This window comes from Aeromonas sp. R7-2 (assembly GCF_040908105.1).
Taxonomy (GTDB): Bacteria; Pseudomonadota; Gammaproteobacteria; order Enterobacterales; family Aeromonadaceae; genus Aeromonas; species Aeromonas caviae.
This window is the reverse complement of sequence record NZ_JBFODC010000035.1, coordinates 160,541-176,821: the sequence shown is the minus strand read 5'-3', so window position 1 is coordinate 176,821 and position 16,281 is coordinate 160,541. Positions and strand designations below refer to the sequence as shown.

15 protein-coding genes are annotated in these 16,281 nt (G+C 65.4%); 13 read left to right on the top strand and 2 right to left on the bottom strand.

Translation table 11 applies throughout. The features are described from left to right. Positions 1–54 precede the first annotated feature (54 nt). The 7 genes from otnI (at position 55) to AB5Y47_RS14415 (ending at position 9,323) form a co-directional block, all read left to right on the top strand. A complete protein-coding gene (gene otnI / locus AB5Y47_RS14445; RefSeq protein WP_039041065.1) occupies positions 55–828 on the top strand; it encodes a 2-oxo-tetronate isomerase in 774 nt (257 codons plus the stop codon). Positions 829–839: 11 nt separating this feature from the next. Further along, entirely contained in the window at positions 840–1,814 is a 975-nt protein-coding gene (denD, locus tag AB5Y47_RS14440; RefSeq protein ID WP_319894299.1) for a D-erythronate dehydrogenase, read from the top strand. Beyond that, complete coding sequence (locus tag AB5Y47_RS14435) at positions 1,811–3,316, top strand: GntP family permease (RefSeq protein ID WP_368220335.1); 1,506 nt, start codon at positions 1,811–1,813, stop codon at positions 3,314–3,316. Before denD ends, AB5Y47_RS14435 begins: the two co-directional genes overlap by 4 nt. A 90-nt stretch (positions 3,317–3,406) precedes the next feature. Next, entirely contained in the window at positions 3,407–4,297 is an 891-nt protein-coding gene (locus AB5Y47_RS14430) for a DMT family transporter (RefSeq protein WP_103244395.1), read from the top strand. A gap of 59 nt (positions 4,298–4,356) precedes the next feature. After that, a complete protein-coding gene (locus AB5Y47_RS14425; protein WP_302098091.1) occupies positions 4,357–6,294 on the top strand; it encodes a methyl-accepting chemotaxis protein in 1,938 nt (645 codons plus the stop codon). 683 nt (positions 6,295–6,977) lie between these two features. Further along, entirely contained in the window at positions 6,978–8,378 is a 1,401-nt protein-coding gene (locus AB5Y47_RS14420; protein ID WP_010673291.1) for an OprD family outer membrane porin, read from the top strand. A gap of 114 nt (positions 8,379–8,492) precedes the next feature. Beyond that, positions 8,493–9,323: an SDR family oxidoreductase gene (locus AB5Y47_RS14415; RefSeq protein ID WP_010673290.1), complete on the top strand. Its 831-nt coding sequence runs from the start codon at positions 8,493–8,495 to the stop codon at positions 9,321–9,323. Between the two features lie 81 nt (positions 9,324–9,404). On the opposite strand, the gene AB5Y47_RS14410 is transcribed toward AB5Y47_RS14415, so the two are convergent. Beyond that, positions 9,405–9,737, bottom strand: a complete 333-nt coding sequence (locus AB5Y47_RS14410) for a DUF1904 family protein (protein ID WP_010673289.1) — start codon at positions 9,735–9,737, stop codon at positions 9,405–9,407. A gap of 70 nt (positions 9,738–9,807) precedes the next feature. Here AB5Y47_RS14410 and AB5Y47_RS14405 point away from each other — a divergent pair, with 70 nt between their 5' ends. The 6 genes from AB5Y47_RS14405 to AB5Y47_RS14380 all read left to right on the top strand — a co-directional run bounded on the left by AB5Y47_RS14405 (position 9,808) and on the right by AB5Y47_RS14380 (position 15,525). Continuing rightward, on the top strand, positions 9,808–10,695 hold the full coding sequence (locus AB5Y47_RS14405; protein ID WP_041214639.1) for a TraB/GumN family protein: 888 nt from the start codon (positions 9,808–9,810) through the stop codon (positions 10,693–10,695). A gap of 155 nt (positions 10,696–10,850) precedes the next feature. Then, entirely contained in the window at positions 10,851–11,000 is a 150-nt protein-coding gene (locus tag AB5Y47_RS14400; protein ID WP_010673287.1) for a DUF3149 domain-containing protein, read from the top strand. Between the two features lie 115 nt (positions 11,001–11,115). Next, entirely contained in the window at positions 11,116–11,697 is a 582-nt protein-coding gene (gene smrA / locus AB5Y47_RS14395) for a DNA endonuclease SmrA (RefSeq protein ID WP_010673286.1), read from the top strand. Positions 11,698–11,803: 106 nt separating this feature from the next. Next, positions 11,804–13,282: a carboxypeptidase M32 gene (locus AB5Y47_RS14390; protein ID WP_010673285.1), complete on the top strand. Its 1,479-nt coding sequence runs from the start codon at positions 11,804–11,806 to the stop codon at positions 13,280–13,282. Positions 13,283–13,543: 261 nt separating this feature from the next. Next, the gene (locus tag AB5Y47_RS14385) at positions 13,544–15,052 is read left to right on the top strand and encodes a DNA-3-methyladenine glycosylase 2 (RefSeq protein WP_010673284.1); all 1,509 of its coding nucleotides are present in this window, start codon (positions 13,544–13,546) and stop codon (positions 15,050–15,052) included. After that, positions 15,049–15,525, top strand: coding sequence for a methylated-DNA--[protein]-cysteine S-methyltransferase (locus AB5Y47_RS14380; RefSeq protein ID WP_010673283.1), 477 nt, complete (start codon positions 15,049–15,051; stop codon positions 15,523–15,525). Before AB5Y47_RS14385 ends, AB5Y47_RS14380 begins: the two co-directional genes overlap by 4 nt. Before the next feature lie 22 nt (positions 15,526–15,547). On the opposite strand, the gene AB5Y47_RS14375 is transcribed toward AB5Y47_RS14380, so the two are convergent. Then, entirely contained in the window at positions 15,548–16,213 is a 666-nt protein-coding gene (locus AB5Y47_RS14375) for a class I SAM-dependent methyltransferase (protein WP_010673282.1), read from the bottom strand. Between the last annotated feature and the right edge of the window lie 68 nt (positions 16,214–16,281).

Here is a 16,281-nt window from a genome sequence, read left to right as displayed (position 1 = left end):
CTGGTCCGCCTCTCTGACCCGATACGAACACAACGCATTGAGGAACATCACGCCATGAGCAAGTTTGCCGCCAATCTCACCATGCTGTTTACCGAGGTGCCGTTCCTGGAGCGCTTCGCCGCCGCCCGCGACGCAGGCTTCGAGGCGGTGGAGTTCCTCTTCCCCTACGAGTGGCCGGCCGCAGAGCTGGGCCGCCGCTTGCGCGAGCAGGGGCTCTCCCAGGCCCTGTTCAACATGCCGCCGGGCAACTGGGCGGCAGGGGAGCGCGGCATGGCCGCCATTCCGGGGCGGGAAGCGGAGTTTCGCGGCCACCTGCCAAGCGTGCGTGACTATGCCCTGGCGCTCGGCTGCACCAAGGTGCACGCCATGAGCGGCATCGTGGACCCTGCTCATAGCCTCTCGGCCCACCGCCAGACCCTGATCGACAACATCCGCTTCGCCGCCGACTTCCTGGCCGAAGACGGCATCAAGGTACTGCTGGAGCCGCTCAACGATAGAGATGTGCCCGGCTACTTCCTGGCCCACCAGCTCGACGCCCTGGCCCTGGTGCAGGAGATAGACAGGCCCAACGTGGGGGTGCAGCTCGACCTCTATCACGCCCAGATCATGGACGGGGATCTCACCCGTCTCATCGGCAAGCTGGGTCCGGCCATCGGCCACGTCCAGATCGCCTCGGTGCCGGATCGCCACGAGCCTGACGAGGGGGAGATCGCCTACCCCCACCTGTTCAAGGCGCTTGCGCAGGCGGGCTACCACGACTGGATAGGCTGCGAGTACAACCCCAGAGCCGGCACCCGGGAAGGGCTGGGCTGGCTGACACAACAATAACGACCCTGAACATGAACGAGTCTGAGGATAACAAGATGCAGATCATCATCACCGGCGGCGGTGGCTTCCTGGGCCAGAAACTGGCCCGGGCCCTGCTGCAAGGCCCCCACCCTTTCACCGAGCTGCTGCTGGTGGACATCCAGCAGCCGCAATCCCCCCTGCCGGACCCCAGGGTTCGCTGTCTGCGGGCCGACCTCACCGAACCCGGTGTCGCCGAGTCCCTCATCAGCGAGCGGACTGCCGTGGTCTACCACCTGGCCGCCATCGTCAGCAGCCACGCGGAGCAGGACTTCGATCTGGGCTGGCAGGTCAACCTGGACACCACCCGCACCCTGCTGGAGGCGTGCCGCCATGCCCGGCCGGGCATCCGCTTCGTCTTCACCAGCTCGCTCGCCGTCTATGGCGGCCCGCTGCCGGAGCTGGTGAATGACGGTACCGCCCTGACCCCCACCTCCTCCTACGGCGCCCAGAAGGCCATGGGGGAACTGCTGGTCAACGACTACAGCCGCAAGGGCTTCGTCGACGGTCTGGTATTGCGCCTGCCCACCATCTGCGTGCGGCCGGGCAAGCCGAACCGCGCCGCCTCCTCCTTTGTCAGCAGCATCATCCGCGAGCCGCTGCAAGGGGAGAGCGCAATCTGCCCGGTGAACCCGGATCTGCGTCTGTGGCTCTCCAGCCCCGCCACCGTGGTCGCGAACTTCCTGCTGGCGGCCAGGCTCCCCGCCACCGGTGACGCCCGCAGCATCAACCTGCCCGGCATCAGCGTGACCGTCGGCGAGATGCTGGAGGCCCTCGCACGGGCCGGTGGCCGGGCGGCCCGGGATCGGGTGCAGTTTGCCGCCGATCCGGCCATCGAGCGCATCGTGGCGAGCTGGCCGGGACGCATCGACAACCAGCGGGCCAGCGCCCTCGGCTTCGCGGCAGACAGGACGTTTGCCGACATCATCGACAGTTTCATCACCCATGACATGCAGGAGGCATCATGAGCGACATCCCAACCCCCATCATCGGTCTCATCATCGCGGTCTTCGTGCTGGTGTTCCTGGTCATCCGCACCCGGGTGCACGCCCTGATCGCCATGCTGGCGGCGGCCTGCATCGCCGGGATCACCGGCGGCATGAGCATCGACAAGACCCTCACCGTGATCACCCAGGGCTTTGGCTCCACCCTCGGCAGCATCGGCATCGTCATCGGCCTCGGGGTCATGATGGGTCGCCTGCTTGAGGTCTCCGGCGCCGCCGAACAGATCGCCTACAGCTTCATCAAGTGGCTCGGCAAGCGCCGCGAGGAGTGGGCACTGGCCATCACGGGCTACATCGTCAGCATCCCCATCTTCGTGGACTCCGCCTTCGTCATCCTCTATCCGGTGGCCAAGGCGCTGGCGAAAAGCGGCAAGCGCTCCCTGCTCACCCTGGGGGTGGCGCTCGCGGGCGGCCTGGTGGTAACCCACCATACCGTGCCGCCGACCCCGGGCCCGCTGGGGGTTGCCGGCCTGTTTGGCGTGGACATCGGCGCCATGCTGCTGACCGGCATGGCCCTGGCCATCCCCTGCGTGCTCGGCATCGTCTTCTACGCCCAGTGGCTCGACAAGAAGTACCCCGAGTTCGGTGCCCAGGCCGCCCAGACCCCGGACGAGCTGCAAGCCACCTATGAGCAGTACCTCAAGGAGAAGGAGGGCAAGACCCTGCCGAGCCTGACCCTGTCGCTGCTGCCGATCCTGGTGCCCATCGTGCTCATCTTCGTCAAGGCCATCTTCACCACTCTGGCCACCCTGGAGGGCATGGACGGCCTGATGGCGAACCCCCTGGTGCAGGGCATCAACTTCATCGGCACCCCCATCATCGCGCTGGCCATCAGCGTGCTGCTGGCGGTCTATACCCTGGTCCCGCACATGGACAGGCACGCCACCGCCGCCCGCCTGGAAGAGGGGTTGCAATCCGCCGGCATCATCCTGCTGGTGACCGGTGCCGGTGGGGCGCTGGGGGCCGTGCTGCGCGACAGTGGCGCAGGCCAGCAACTGGCCGAGCAGATCGCCCAATTGCCCATCTCCCCCATCCTGATCCCCTTCATCGTGGCGACTCTGGTGCGCCTCATCCAGGGGTCCGGCACCGTGGCCATGGTGACGGCGGCCTCCATCTCCGCCCCCATCCTGGCGCAGATCCCCGGGGTCAACATGCTGCTGGCCGCACAGGCCGCCACCATGGGGTCGCTCTTCTTCGGTTACTTCAACGACAGCCTGTTCTGGGTGGTCAACCGCATGATGGGGATCTCCGACGTCAAGCAGCAGATGATCGTCTGGTCCATCCCGACCACCATCGCCTGGGCCATCGGCGGCACCGGCGTCGCCCTGCTGAACCTGCTGTTCGGCTCCGGCGGCACCTGGTTCGACCCCGTGCTGCCGCTGCTGGTGCTGGCCCTCATCGTCTGGTACGTCAAGGGGCAGTCCCTGGCTCCGGCGACAGGGGCCGTCCCGAGCCGGGAGTCATAACTCGCGCCGTCACGGCACCGCTGTGTGACGAGGGCCGGTCTGCTAGACTGGCCCTCTTTTTCGTTCATTCATCTTGCAAAGGAGTGTTGGATGCCTGCGTCTTCCTGGTGGGACAAGTCCACCGGTTTTGCCCTGCTCACCATCTTGTTGTGGGCCTCCCTCGCCGCGCTCACCTCCCGGATCACCAGCGTCTCGCCGCTCGTGCTGGTGGGGCTGGTGCTGCTGTTCTGCGGGGCGGGCACCCTGCCATTCTGGCGCCAGTGGCGCGCCAGCCCCCTCACCTGGCTGGTGACCATCACCGCCCTGCTGCTCTATCACCTGCTGCTGTTCACAAGCTTTCGCCACGCCCCCGTGCTGGAGGCAAACCTCATCAACTACCTCTGGCCGCTGTGCATCATCCTGTTCACCCCCTTGCTGCTGCCGGGTCATCCCCTGAGCCTGCACCATCTGCTGGCCGGGGCCCTGGGTCTCGCGGGATCGGTGCTGGTGATGGTCGATGGTCACCTGCAACTGCAACAGGCCCATCTGCCCGGCTACCTGCTGGCCCTCGGCGCTGCCATCGTCTGGGGCGCCTACTCCGTGCTCTCCCGCCGCCTGCCTCCCGCTCCCGCCGTGGTCACGGCCGCCGCCTGCCTGCCCGCAGGGCTCCTGGCCCTGCTGCTGGCATGGATGCTGGAAGGCCCCTTGCCATTCGCCCGGATCCCCCTGGGGGACTGGCTGCTCATCGCCGGGCTCGCCCTCGGCCCCATGGGGGCGGCCTTCGTCACCTGGTATCTGGCGCTGCGGGACGGAGATCCGCGCCGCATCGGCGCGCTCGCCTACCTCACCCCCTTGCTGAGCACCCTGCTGCTGGTCTGGCTCAACGGCGAGGCGCTCACCCCGCGCCATCTGCTGGCGGGGGGGCTCATCATGGGCGGCGCCCTGCTCGGCCTGCTGGTGAAGAGCCCAAGTCAACGGGAGCTGGCACGGCCACTGTCATAAAAACGCCATCAGACCTGATTAAGCTCGCGCCCATTGCGTGATTCAAGCAGGAATCTGATGTGAAAATTGCCCATTTTGCCTCCCTCTCTTCCCTCGTCTTGCTGCTGGTGGCCGGTGTTCAGGCCACCGCGCTCTATCATGGCTGGCAACAATTCAACCACTCGGCCCAGGCCCAGCGTCTGCAGGAGCGCCTGCAACAGCAACTGAGCGGTCCGTTGCAGGGGGCGCTTCGCGACTATCTCGGCAGCGGGGATCCCCTGCTGCTGGCCCAGGCACAGGGAGTGCGCCAGCAGGCGCTGGCGCTGTTGTCCCGCCTGGAGGATCCCCAGACCCAGCCGCTAAACGCCCGGCTTGAGCAGATGAAAACCCGCATTGACGGCGACTATCTGGCGGCGGGCAAGCTCTCCGGCAACAGCCAGTGGTTGCTGCAAAATGCCGAGAACGAGTTGACCACCCAGGCCAAAGCCTTGCTCCGTTACGGCCAGCAGGGAGCAGCCGCCGGGCGGGATCCGGTCCTGGCCGAGCAGTATCGCCAGGGGGCGGCCGACATCCTGACCGCCCTCCCCTCCCTCGCCCACCAGCGCCAGAACTACATGGAGCAGGCGAGTGCCAAGCGTCTCGAAGGGCTGCAATTCGAGCTGGCTGCCCTGCAAAAGCAGGCCGACTCCCTGGCCGCCCTGCCGAGCATGGAGCTTTTCGAGGAGGCACCGGCCGACGAATTCACCCTGGGAGAGCCAATACGCAAGGAGCTCGGGGATCAGCCCAAAGCCGAGTTGACCTCCCTGCTCAAGCGCTATCCCCAGGAGCTGGAAAACAGCCGCAAGGCGCTGCAACAGCAGCAGGCCGCTCGTCAGATGGTGCAGCAGGACATCACCCAGCTGCTGCAAGCGGGGGAGCAATTGGGCGAACAACTCGCCGCCGCCCGTCAGACCATGAACCGGGAGCTGGCCACCGTGCTCGGCGTGCTGGCGCTCTGCCTGGTCGTGGTGGCCCTGCTGTTCGCCCTAGTGCAGCGTCGCTGGCTGGTCAGGCCCCTGCTGCAACTGCGGGCAGCCTTCCTGCAGCTCGACGCCACGGGTCAGGCCCAGCTGCTGACCCCGGGGCGCGAGCGCAACGAACTGGCGGACATCGTCGCGAGCTACAACCGCCTGATACAGCGCCTGCAACAGGATCAGCAGCAGAAAGAGGGCCAGCTATCGGCGGTGTCGCAAAGTCTGCAAGGGATGGTCAACCAGGTGCAGGAGATCCATCACAGCACCCGCACCACGGAGCAGGCGGTGGATGAGAGCGACACCATGATGCAGGAGCTCAACCAGCTCGCCAGCGAGGTGCACCAGGTCGCCGCCGAAATCGCCCAGCACGCCCAGCACAATGAACACTCCATGAGCCAGAGCGAGCGGCTGGTCGGGGGCATGCTGACGGCTACCGCCCAGACCGGGCTCGCCATCGACGAGAGCAGCGGCGCCCTGGCCCAGCTGACCCGCTCGGTGGAGGACGTGACTGCCATCGTCGACGTCATCGGCCATATCTCCCAGCAGACCAACCTGCTGGCCCTCAACGCCGCCATCGAGGCGGCCAGGGCCGGGGAGCAGGGACGCGGCTTCGCGGTGGTAGCCGACGAGGTGCGCCACCTCTCCGCCGACACCCAGCGCTCCCTCGGCCAGATCACCGAGATCCTGGCCAGCCTCACCCAGGCGGGGGATCAGCTCGCCACCGTGCTGGCCCGCATCACCGCAGAGGCCGCCGAGCAGCGCCAGCAGGCGGAGCAGCTGCGCCAGACCACTCTGACGGTGCGGGAGATGGCGCGCAGCACCGCCGTCATCGCCCTGCAAGGGGCCGACAATGCCAAGAGCCAGGAGCACAGGCTGGCGAGCTTCGCCGCCCTCATCGGTCGCATCAGCCAGCACGCCCGCCAGGGCAGCCGCCTCTCGGTACAGGTCTCGGAGCACATACACCACCAGGCCCAGCAGATCCCCCGGATCCTGAGCCAGGCCTGATAACCCCCGGGTCTGGTTCGCACCAGACCCGGGGCGCGTTCCCTGTCTACCTGCCCGCAGTACGGCCTTGCCGCAACCCTTCTCTTGATGCTCCCGTCATGTCCTCACGGCCAATGACGGATTGCCTCATCCATTCAGTCACAGGCTCCCTCAGCCCTTTCACATCCCTGGTCCCCCTGTCTGTCGGGGGGGGACGGCTCACGCTCGTGACAGTGGGCATCCCGCCGGGCCCATCTTTTTTTGTGATACAAAATTATATGTTGCCACCGGGTTAACAAAGAAAGTTCTGCCTTGACGGCAAGATCTGCGCAGGAGAACGGTGAAACCACCATGAAAGCGTTGTCATTACCGACATGAGTGGCCTGGGAGTGCCCACACCAAGAATCATGATTATTTGCACTCGGTCATATTTTTGAAACTTGCCGGGAACTTTACATTGATATTTCGCACCGCGAACGTACTCTTGGTGATGTCAGATCGCCAAGGATCGACAGCCAAAAAATAACGACTGTAACGATGCAGATAGCCCCGACCGATGCGCCAAGGCATCAGGCACAAGGGCTCGACAGAGAACCATTTTTTTGCCCTTCGGGGTGTTGATTGCAATGCCAATACCGAGCGGCGGGTGCCTACCCGGCTGCCGGATAAAAAAGCTAAGTCCATAAAATCAGGAGCAATAACAAATGGAAAAAGTGATCTTCAAGCGCGCCGCGTTGAGTGCTGCCGTGGTCGCGGCACTGGTCGCCCCCGGCATGGCGTTCGCCGCTCAAGACATGATGAGCCCGGAATACGGCAAGTCCTACAGCGCCTTCATCGACGAAGGCAAGCTCACCGGTGGCCTGTTCTACTTCCAGCGTGAGCGTGATCGCGTCCAGGCAGGTCCGGGTCAGGATGGCAAATACCACTCCAACCTGAGCCATGCCACCACCCAGGCAGCCCTGAACTTCAACTCCGGCTATGCATGGGGTGTGGTCGGCGTCGACGTGGGCGGCTTCGGAGCCTACGACCTGGCCGTTGACGAGAGCAATGGCGTCAACGAAGAGAACGAGTTCTCCTTCTGGGGCGACAAGTGGGGTTCAGGTGGTGACGGCGTTCCCGAGAACGGCTTCAGCCTCTCCAACGCCGCCCTGAAATTCAAGTTCGGTGACGCCGTCACCGCCAAGGGTGGTTACACCCAGCTCTATGTACCCGGCATCCTCGGCGTCAACTGGTCCTATCAACCCGGTACCTACCGTGGTGGCCAGATCGAAGGCACCTTCGGCGGCCTCTACCTGACCTACGCCATCGCCGACGAGTACAAAGCTCCCTGGTTCAAGAACACCACCGGCTTCTCCAAGAGCAGCCCCTATGCCAGCGATCCCTTCACCGATGCGAACAAGATCGACTACATCCACGGTCTGGCCGCTCGCTACACCTTCGAGAACGGCACTGCCGTCACCGCCGGCTTCGGTCAGTCCGAAGGCTACATGGACAGCTACCACTTCAAGCTGGCCCACAAGTTCGACGTACTGGGTGGCCTGAACACCAGCTACCAGTTCTACGGTTCCGACACCGAGAACAGCGACTATGACGGCCTGGCCTGGCAACAAGCCCTGACCGCCAGCTGGGCAGCCGGCCCCTATGGCTTCCGTCTGGAAGGCCTGTGGACCAAGGCTGAAGGGGATCTGGGCAACTACCTGCCCCGTCTGACCCGCGGCTACGGCAACTCCCAGGGCGCGAACGAAATCTGGTGGGATTCCCGCTCCGACTGGAACCACAACGACGAGAAAGCCCTGTTCTTCGGCGTGACTCGTTCCCTGGATGATCTGGTGGGTGCACCGGGCTGGGGCGTGGGTGTCTCCGGTGCCTACGGCTGGGATGCCAACAACGGCGACAAGTCCCTGGAAGGCGGCAAAGAGTGGGCAGCCAACTTCGACGTCATGTACACAGTGCAGGACGGCAAGCTGAAGGGCACCCTATTCAAGCTGCACTACACCGACTACAACAACGAACAGGACGACAAGGGCAGCTGGTACTACCCGAACATGTTCAGCTCCGAGCATGACGTCAAGTTCCACATCATCATGCCGTTCACCATCATGTAATCAGGCATCTGACGTGACCGAAAACCGGGCCTCTGGCCCGGTTTTGTTTTTGGTGGCACCACGCTACCATGCCAGCTTCGGGCCACCTGCCGGCCGTCAATCAGGACCATGCTCATGCCCCATCCCTTCGTGCTCGTCACCGGCTGCTCCAGCGGCATCGGCCTCGCCGCCGCAAGAAAGCTCGGCGCCCGGGGCTTCACCGTCATCGCTTCCGCCCGCAAGGGCGAGGATGTGGCCCTGCTGCAGCAGCAGGGTCTGTTGGCGGTGCAACTGGATCTGGCGGACAGCGCCAGCATAGAGCGAGGGGCGGCAGAGGCGCTGGCCCTGGCAGAAGGGCGCCTCTACGGCCTCTTCAACAACGGCGCCTACGGCCAGCCCGGTGCGCTGGAAGATCTGCCCACCGAGGCGCTGCGCGAGCAGTTCGAGACCAACCTCTTTGGCTGGCATCACCTCATTCGCCAGATATTGCCCCCCATGCTGGCGGCAGGCGAGGGGCGCATCGTACAGAACAGCTCGGTGCTTGGCCTGGTGGCCATGAAGTATCGTGGCGCCTACAACGCCAGCAAGTTCGCGCTGGAAGGCTATACCGATACCCTGCGCCTGGAACTCGCGGGCAGCGGCGTGCACGTCAGCCTGATCGAACCCGGCCCCATCGACACCCGGTTTCGCGCCAATGCCCGGGAGGCCTTCCTGCGCCACATAGACCCGAGCGCGAGCCGCCATCAGGACGCCTATGCCCAGACGCTGGCCAGGCTGGAGCGTGAAGGGGGTGCCCGGGGCTTTACCCTGCCAAGCGAGGCCTGCATCCCGCCGTTACTGCATGCGCTCACGAGCAAGCGTCCCAGGCACCGCTACCCGGTCACCTTCCCGACCAAATTGTTTACCGTGCTGCGCCGCCTGCTGCCAAGCCGCTGGCTTGACAAGCTGCTGATCAAATCCGCCTGATAAAGGGAGCCCGGACGGCAGGGGCCCTCGGCGGGCCTCCTCTTGACATGCACCTGTCTTAGCAACGATACCCGCTCAATCTCAATAGTGCTGGCCGTTGCTGTAGTAGTGACTCTTGACGATGGGCAGCACCTGCACCACCACATAGGTCTGCTCCCCCAGCACCCCTTTCAGGTGGCGGGTGATGAGGGCGGCGGCGGCATCCTGCATCTCCTGCGGTCGCTCGAACCAGACCAGCTCCACGAAGGGGAAACCGGCTTCGGGCTGGCCATCTCGTACCCACTGGCTCGGCACGCACTCCAGGGTGACGAACTCCGGCTTGCCACCGGTCAGGGCGCAGAGATCCGTCATCAGGGGGGCGCTTATCCGCTGCAGGGTGTCGACAGAAACTGCCCGAAAACGAAGGTGGGGCATGGGAAACCTCTTGGCTGTGACAAATGAGGACTTATCATAGAGCACTCATCCAGCTCACATAAGGTGCCTCATGAGATTCCATCCCACGCTGCTCTCCTTCCTGCTCTGCCTGCTGCTGCCGCTCCATGCCATGGCCGATCCGGCCTTCTACCGCATCAACAAGGGCAACGAACAGCACTGGCTGCTGGGGTCCATCCATGCGGGCAAACCCTCTCTCTATCCCCTGCCGGACCCGGTGGAGCGCGCCTGGCAGCAGAGCCGCGCCCTGGTGATGGAGGTGGACATGACCCACATCAGCCAGGAGCAGTGGCAGGAGATGGGCGCCATCACCCGGCTCGTCGACGGCAAGACCCTCAAGGATCACCTGCCCATCGACCTCTACCGTCGCACCCTCATCGCCGCGGGCCAGAACGGTCTGAACGAGAGCATGCTGGCCCCGCTGCGTCCCTGGTTTGCGGCCATTACCCTGACCCAGGCGGCCCTGGAGCGCACCGGCTATCGCGGTGAATACGGTGTCGACCAGCACTTCGCCAAGCGGGCGAACGACGGCGGCAAACCCATCGTCGGGCTGGAGACCCTGCTGGAGCAGCTCGGCTATCTCGCGAGCGTCGGCGACAACCAGACCCTGATGCTGGAGAGCACCCTGGACGAGCTGCCCGACATCCAGCAGGGGTTCGACGCCGTGATGACCGCCTGGCAGAACGGGGACGAGGCCACCCTCATCAATCTGCTCAGGGAGGAGATGGCGCCGCCCAAGCTGCAAGCCTGGCTGGAACAGACCCTGCTGGCAGAGCGCAACCGCAACTGGGTCAAGAAGTGGCCCAGCCTGCCGAACGAGAGCTTTATCGTGGTAGGGGCCCTGCATCTTTACGGCGAGCATGGGCTGCTCGCCCTGCTGGAGCAGCAGGGCTGGCGCATCACGCCCCTCACCGAACCGACCCTGGAGAAAGCAAAGTAGCGTCCAGTCCGGCGACCTGACGCGCCGGATGCGTGTCGGCTCACAGAATTTGCTGCCGATTAAATAACCAGAGAGGGAGTTGATCGAGATCATCCCCTCCCTCCTGAAGAGGTATCTATCATGCCTGTCACCGCCCAGTGACAGGAGTGAACGAGATGGAATTCTGGATGAACCTGATGTTCGGCAACAGCGTGGGGCTGATGTCCATGCTGGTGATTTTCGGCACCTTCCTGCTCATCAGCGCCTATGCGGTCTATTTCATCTACAAGGTGATGCACGCAGAGCCGCCCAAAGAGGGGCAATAACCAGGCTCGCTCAGACCGCCCTCCCCGGCAGGGCCGGGGCCCGCGAGCGTTGCCATTCTAAGGCCCACCAAGGCCCGCTATACTGGCTCCCTCATTTTCATGCGGGGAGCCTGCCGTGTCTCATAACGACGAACTCTCACTGTTCCTGCAGGAAGTGGCCGACGTGCGGCCCCTTCGCAGCGACCATATCGCCCCCGTTGCGGGCAACAGCCAGCCCACCGAGGCGCAACTCGCGCGCCGGGAAGCCGCCACCGCCGAACAACTCACCCTGGATCACCTCGGCACGGAAGCAGTCGAGATGCTGGACCCCCACGCCATCGTCGGCTTCAAGCGTGACGGCGTGCAGGAGGGAGTCTACAAGAAGCTGCGCCTTGGCAAATACGAGCTGCAAGGCTCCCTCGACCTGCACCACAAAACGCTCAACGAGGCCCGTATCGCCCTGGTGCAGTTCATTGCCGAATGCGAAGTGCGGGATATCCGCTGCCTGCTGATCCTGCACGGCAAGGGGGAGCGCAGCACCCCGCGTGCCCTGCTCAAGAGCCATGTCAGCGCCTGGCTGCCACAGTTGCCTTCGGTGATGGCCATGCACAGCGCCGAGCGCCGCCACGGCGGCAGCGGTGCGCTCTACGTATTGCTGCGCAAGAGCGAGCGCAAGAAGGCGGAAAACCGCGAACGGCACCAGAAGCGCCTCGGCTGACTGCCTGAGGGTGGCACCAGGGTGGATGGCAGTGCTAGCATCGGGCGGCCCCGATCATGCCAGGTACGGGGTGCATACCATCAGGGACGATAACAAGGACAATCCCATGTCATACCAGAAACTCGAACAACATCAGCAACAACTGCACCGCCTCTCCCACCTCTCCGCCATCTGCGGCTGGGATCAGGCCGCCATGATGCCGGAGGGAGGCAACGAGGCCCGCGCCGAGGCGATGGCGGAGCTCGGCGTGCTGATCCACGGCAAGCGCACCGCCCCCGAGCTTGGGGAGTGGATAGCCAAGGCAGAGAGCGAACCGCTGGACGAGCACCAGCGTGCGAACCTGCGGGAGATCAAGCGCCAGTGGCAGGATGCAAGCCTGCTGCCGGGGGCGCTGGTGGAGGCGCTGTCGCTCGCCGGCAGCAAATGCGAGCACGCCTGGCGTCGCCAGCGCAAGGAGAACGACTGGGCAGGTTTTGCCCCGAACCTCGAGGAGGTGGTGCGCCTGTCGCGGGAGGTGGCGACCTTGCGCGCCGACGCGCTCGGGGTGCGCCCCTATGACGCCATGCTGGCGCTGTACGAGCCCGGCATGACGAGCGCGAGGCTGGATCAGATCTTCGGCGATCTGACGAGCTGGTTGCCCGGCCTCATCCAGACCGTGAGCGAGCGGCAGAAGAGCGACACCCTCCTCACCCCGCAAGGCCCGTTCCCGGTTGCGACGCAGCAGGCGCTCGGCCAGGAGGTGATGGGGCTGCTCGGCTTTGATTTTGCGCACGGCAGGCTCGACGTGAGCAGCCACCCGTTCTGCGGCGGCGTGCCGACGGACGTGCGCATCACCACGCGCTACAACGAGCAGGAGTTCGTCTCCAGCCTGATGGGCATCGTCCACGAGACGGGCCACGCACGCTACGAGCAGGGCCTGCCGCGCGCACTGCTCGGCCAGCCGGTGGCCGAGGCGCGCTCCATGGGCATTCACGAGAGCCAGAGCCTGTTCTGCGAGATGCAACTCGGCCATCACCCCGCGTTCCTCACGCTGATTGCGCCGCGCATTCGCGCGCACTTCGGGGCAGAGGATGCGCTCGCACCCGCGAACCTCGAGAAGCTGTACAACAGGGTCGAGCCCGGCTTTATCCGCGTCGATGCGGACGAAGTCACCTACCCGGCCCACGTCATCCTGCGCTACGAGCTGGAGCGGGACTTGATGGAAGGGCGCATCGAGGTCGCGGACATCCCCGAGCTGTGGGACGCGAAGATGCAGCAGTGGCTCGGCTTGTCCACGAAGGGCAACTACCAGAACGGCTGCATGCAGGACATCCACTGGACGGACGGCTCGTTTGGCTACTTCCCGAGCTACACGCTCGGCGCCATGTACGCGGCGCAGCTGCGCTTCGCACTCGAGCGTGAGCTCGGCGACATGGGCACGCTCGTAGAGTCCGGCCGCCTGCCGGAGATCTTTGGCTGGCTCGGTCGCCATATCTGGTCCCAGGGCAGCCTGCACGGCACGGACGAGCTCATTCGCCGCGCGACCGGTGAGGCACTCAATCCCCAGTGGCTGCGCAAACACCTCGAACAACGCTATCTGAAATAAGCGAGGTTGACCCCCCTCCCAGCCTCCCCCTTCACAAGGGGGAGGAGCTAACCCCGCCCCCGTTCACAGAGGGGAGCTGTTTGTCCCCTCCCCTTACGAAGGGGAGGGTTAGGGTGGGGTCCTGCCCCCCTAACCTTACAAAGGGAGGACTGGGATTCCTCGGATCGCACTATTTTTGCTATCCCTGTCCGTTTTTGGCTAGTCACCCCTCTCGCCCCCGCTTAGTCTCTGGGACATGCCCACAGCAACCCGAGCCATGCCATGACCACAGAGCCCCCGCATTCATCCCAACGAGACGAGATCATCCCGGGTCTCACCCGGGAGCAGTGCCACGCCGCACGCCTCGCGCGAGACGCGCGTTTCGATGGTCGCTTCTTCACCGGGGTGCTCTCCACCGGCATCTATTGCCGCCCCGTGTGTCCGGCGCGGGCACCGCACGAGCACAATGTGCGCTATTTTCGCTTCGCGGCGGCGGCGGAGCAGCACGGGCTGCGCCCCTGCCTGCGCTGTCGCCCCGAGCTCGCACCGGCCCAGAGCGGCGATCTGCCACCGCTCGTCGCCCAGGTGCTGGCGCGCATCGAGCGCGGCGAGCTGGCGGAGCACAGCCTGGGCTCCCTTGCAACGCAGGCCGGGATCACGGAGCGCACCCTGAGGCGCCAGTTCGAGCAACACCTCGGCGCCTCGCCGAAACAGGTGGAGCAGACGCGCCGCCTGCTGCTTGCGAAACGGCTGCTGACGGAGACGCGCCTGCCCATCACGGACGTGGCGTTTGCCGCAGGCTTTGCGAGCATTCGTCGCTTCAACGACGCCTGGCTGCAGGCGTATGGCATGACACCGGGCGCCCTGCGCAAGCAGGAAGGGGGGACTGGCGAGGCGGCGCCGCAATCGAGCCTGCAACTGCACCTGCTGTATCGCCCGCCGTTCGACGTCCAGGCCATGCTCGCGTTCTACCGGTTGCGCGCCATTCCGGGGCTGGAGCGGGTGGATGAGCACGGTTACGAGCGCCGTCACCGGGTCGGCGAGCAGGAGGGGCTCATCCGCATCGAGCCCGTCGAGGGGGAGAGGCTCAGACTCACGGTGCGGGATCTGCCGCCGAGTGCGCTGCCGGACATCCTGTACCGCGTGCGCCGCATGTGGGATCTCGACGCCGACATGAGCCGCATCGGCGAACACCTGGGGCAGGATCCGCTGCTCGCCGGCATCCAGGGACGATGGCCCGGGGTGCGGCTGCCGGGGGGGTGGGATGAATACGAGGTGATGCTGCGCGCCATCGTCGGCCAGCAGGTGTCGGTCAAGGGTGCCATCACCATCATGGGGCGCCTGGTGGCGCGCACCCAGGCTCAGTTCGGCACCGCGCAGCTGCCCACCCCGACCCAGCTGTGCGAGCTGGATCTCGACGGCATCGGCATGCCGGGCAGCCGCATCCGCACGCTGCAAGGGCTTGCCTCGGCGCTCGCAAGCGGCGCACTCACCCTGGGCAGCGCGAGCGACGAGCAACTGCTCGCGCTGCCGGGCATAGGCCCCTGGACTGTCGCTTACTGGCGGCTGCGCTGCGGGCTCGACACGGACGCCTTCCCCGCCTCGGATCTCGTGCTGCAAAAGGCGCTGGGGGGCGGTGACAAGCTGCCGATGAAAGAGGTGACAGCGCGCAGCGCCCCCTGGCAGCCGTGGCGCGCCTACGCCGCGAGCTGGCTGTGGCACGCCATGAGTGAACAACCGGCGCTGCTCACCCGGCCAACACAGACACAAGACGAGGAGAAGAGCCCATGATCCGCTATGACATGATGCCCACCGACCAGGGCGAACTGCTGGTCGCCATCGACGAGCGCGGTCTGGTGCACGTGGACTTCCTGGCCGGGCTGCGGCCACTGCCCGACATGAGCGACTGGCGGCAGGACGGCGAGGCGCTCGCCCCCTTCCTCGCCGAGTTTCGGGACTACTTCGCGGGCCGGTTGCAGCGCTTCACCCTGCCGCTCGCCCCCAGGGGCACGGCGTTTCAGCAAGCGGTGTGGCAGGCGCTGTGCGACATCCCCTACGGGGAGACCCGCAGCTACGGCGACATCGCCCGCGCCATCGGCAAGCCAAACGCGGTGCGGGCGGTGGGTGCCGCGAACGGTCGCAATCCGCTCTCCATCATCATCCCCTGCCACCGGGTGATCGGCCAGAATGGCAGCCTCACCGGCTATGCGGGAGGCCTGCCCATCAAGCAGGCACTGCTGACGCTGGAGAGGGCCTCTCGTTGATCCGGCGCAGCCCGGCCAGGGCTCACTGCCGCTGCGCCAGCCAGCCGTGAAACCCCAGCGCCTGAAAGAAGCGGTGCGCCGCCGCGAAACCGGCCCCTTGCAAGAGGCGCCGGGTCTGTCCCTCGTCCAGGGAGGTGAAATCCTCCCCGAGGCGGCGCACCATCTGCTCGCAGGCAGGAAGCGGCAAACCGGCGAGGGCGGCTTGCAACCCCATCGCCTTGCGCTCAAGCGGGTCCGTGGGCGCCATCAGATCCGCCAGCAGCAGGGGAGCGCCAGGATTGAGCTGGCGATAAATATCACCCAATAGCGCGGCTTTGGCATCTTGCGCCAGAAAATGCAGCACCAGCAGACAGAGTGCACCATCGCAAGGCTTATCCAGCACAGGCAATGCGCCCAGGTGCCAACACACCCTCTCCCCCATGCCCGCCTGCTCGGCCCGCATCCTGGCATGGGCCAGCATGTCCGCCGAGATATCCTGGGCCACAAAGGTCCAGCGGGGGCAGAGACGGCCAAGCAGCAGCAACTCGCTGCCCGTGCCCACCCCCACCAGCAGCACACGGGCCTGCTGGCCCAGCGCGGCCATCAGCCGGGAGGCACAAAGCTGGTGCAGCAGCTCGTAGCCTGGCACCAGCAGGGGGATGCGGCTGTCATAGGCCTTCGCCCCTTCTCCTTCGAATCGCTCCGTCATCTTTTGCTCCTTTGGTGTGAGCCCCCTTGATAGGGGTTGCCGCCGGGAGAAGGTCAAGAGCCACAGGG

What these genes read in the sequence shown, in the direction of transcription:
- AB5Y47_RS14390 (WP_010673285.1), top strand. Translation starts at nt 11,804, where the DNA reads ATGTCATACCAGAAACTCGAACAACATCAGCAACAACTGCACCGCCTC.
- AB5Y47_RS14400 (WP_010673287.1), top strand. Translation starts at nt 10,851, where the DNA reads ATGGAATTCTGGATGAACCTGATGTTCGGCAACAGCGTGGGGCTGATG.
- AB5Y47_RS14410 (WP_010673289.1), bottom strand. Translation starts at nt 9,737, where the DNA reads ATGCCCCACCTTCGTTTTCGGGCAGTTTCTGTCGACACCCTGCAGCGG.
- AB5Y47_RS14415 (WP_010673290.1), top strand. Translation starts at nt 8,493, where the DNA reads ATGCCCCATCCCTTCGTGCTCGTCACCGGCTGCTCCAGCGGCATCGGC.
- AB5Y47_RS14435 (WP_368220335.1), top strand. Translation starts at nt 1,811, where the DNA reads ATGAGCGACATCCCAACCCCCATCATCGGTCTCATCATCGCGGTCTTC.
- otnI (WP_039041065.1), top strand. Translation starts at nt 55, where the DNA reads ATGAGCAAGTTTGCCGCCAATCTCACCATGCTGTTTACCGAGGTGCCG.
- AB5Y47_RS14375 (WP_010673282.1), bottom strand. Translation starts at nt 16,213, where the DNA reads ATGACGGAGCGATTCGAAGGAGAAGGGGCGAAGGCCTATGACAGCCGC.
- denD (WP_319894299.1), top strand. Translation starts at nt 840, where the DNA reads ATGAACGAGTCTGAGGATAACAAGATGCAGATCATCATCACCGGCGGC.
- AB5Y47_RS14430 (WP_103244395.1), top strand. Translation starts at nt 3,407, where the DNA reads ATGCCTGCGTCTTCCTGGTGGGACAAGTCCACCGGTTTTGCCCTGCTC.
- AB5Y47_RS14405 (WP_041214639.1), top strand. Translation starts at nt 9,808, where the DNA reads ATGAGATTCCATCCCACGCTGCTCTCCTTCCTGCTCTGCCTGCTGCTG.
- AB5Y47_RS14385 (WP_010673284.1), top strand. Translation starts at nt 13,544, where the DNA reads ATGACCACAGAGCCCCCGCATTCATCCCAACGAGACGAGATCATCCCG.
- AB5Y47_RS14420 (WP_010673291.1), top strand. Translation starts at nt 6,978, where the DNA reads ATGGAAAAAGTGATCTTCAAGCGCGCCGCGTTGAGTGCTGCCGTGGTC.
- AB5Y47_RS14380 (WP_010673283.1), top strand. Translation starts at nt 15,049, where the DNA reads ATGATCCGCTATGACATGATGCCCACCGACCAGGGCGAACTGCTGGTC.